The organism is Mesorhizobium sp. P5_C1, from assembly GCF_054049815.1.
Genome location: NZ_JBFULQ010000965.1, coordinates 1 through 1321, shown reverse-complemented (window position 1 = coordinate 1321; position 1321 = coordinate 1). Strand labels below are relative to the sequence as shown.

Sequence of the window (1321 nt, the reverse complement as noted above, 5' to 3'; positions counted from 1 at the left end):
GCATAGCGGTAGACTAATTGATTGGTTGCGACGACCGAGACTGCTAGCAACGGGGACGGCATATGTCGGCGACTGCGTTTGCATTGACTGGATTCATCTCGTGGGCACTGGGGTTGCTGATCGTGATGGAAGTGATCCGTACGTATCTGGTGATTTCTGGAAAGGTCGCAGCAAACGGCTTTACGCCAGATAACGCGGCTCTTTCCCCCTTTATGCAGAGGTTAGCCCGCGCCCACGCCAACTGCATAGAAGGGCTYCCAATCTTCGGAGGTCTGCTCGGAGTCGCGATCATTGTTTCAAAGACCGATGTCACGGATCCGCTGGCCTCTACACTGTTAGGCGCGCGAATAGTTCAGTCGATAATTCACCTCGTCTCCACGACCCAGGTCGCAGTCAGTCTCAGGTTCACTGCGTTCGCTGTGCAAATGGTGATTGGTGCGTATTGGTCCTGGGCGCTGTTGTTGAGGTGAGAAGTGCTGCCACTTCAGAAGCCCTCGGCGCCGGCAGCACTCGAAGGGACGAAAGGGAACATTGCGGATCCGGAACGTTGTATGATGCTTTGGATGTTGTCACTGGGATCGGCTGCAGCCCGTCGGCCCGTGGCGCATCGCGCAGGGAGCCGAAAAACGGGGCGCCCGACGTAGGGGCGGGTTGGCGGAATGCGATAACCAGACGCTTTACCCATTCAACTCGGTACAAAACTATGCCGCGTTCTCAGCCTGGGTTTTTTCCGACTGTTGCCCGACTATCCGCACATGCGCTTTCGGACACCCGGTTGATCAGCAAATTCGGAACAAAGCAGCACAGGCTGCGTTTTTTTTAGAGACGAGGTCCATCAGTTCAACCGACCGCGTTTGAAGTGGGCAAGAGAGTGCTCTTTAGACGCCGAAATCCTGATGGTCTCTTCGAGCGATTGCGCATTTATATGTGGCCGCGCCGCTCCTTTTCGCGATCGTTTCAGTACGTGTCAAAGCGTATTCTCCGTCTGAACGCCACTCCAAACGCCGTCGCGGCAGGGGTGGCGGCTGGGGTTTTCGCGTCGTTCTTTCCRSTAGGRTCCCATTTCGCCATTGCCGCCWTYGTGTGCTGGCTGATTTCAGGAAACATGGTGGCGGSAGGKTTAGGAACATTTGTCTTTGGCAATCCRCTGACCYTCCCRYTTGTTGTGGGAGCGTCYTGGGAGACCGGYAAGWTYATGTTGMACRRCCACMTGCRAAKTCACGRMCSGCCAGCCCATCTGAGTGAGATGTTGCARACCCTTTCAATTTCGCAATTGTGGGMACCGGTSYTAAAGCCSATGYTGTKCGGYGCGGTGCCACTC

At 55.7% G+C, this 1321-nt stretch carries 1 protein-coding gene and 1 pseudogene; both read left to right on the top strand.

Annotation, left to right across the window (positions count from 1 at the left end; genetic code table 11):
• Window positions 1–62 precede the first annotated feature (62 nt).
• Window positions 63–470, top strand: coding sequence for an MAPEG family protein (locus ACXJ7R_RS33050; protein WP_457155463.1), 408 nt, complete (start codon window positions 63–65; stop codon window positions 468–470).
• A gap of 455 nt (window positions 471–925) precedes the next feature.
• Window positions 926–1321, top strand: a pseudogene (locus ACXJ7R_RS33045) (DUF2062 domain-containing protein); the annotation flags it as partial.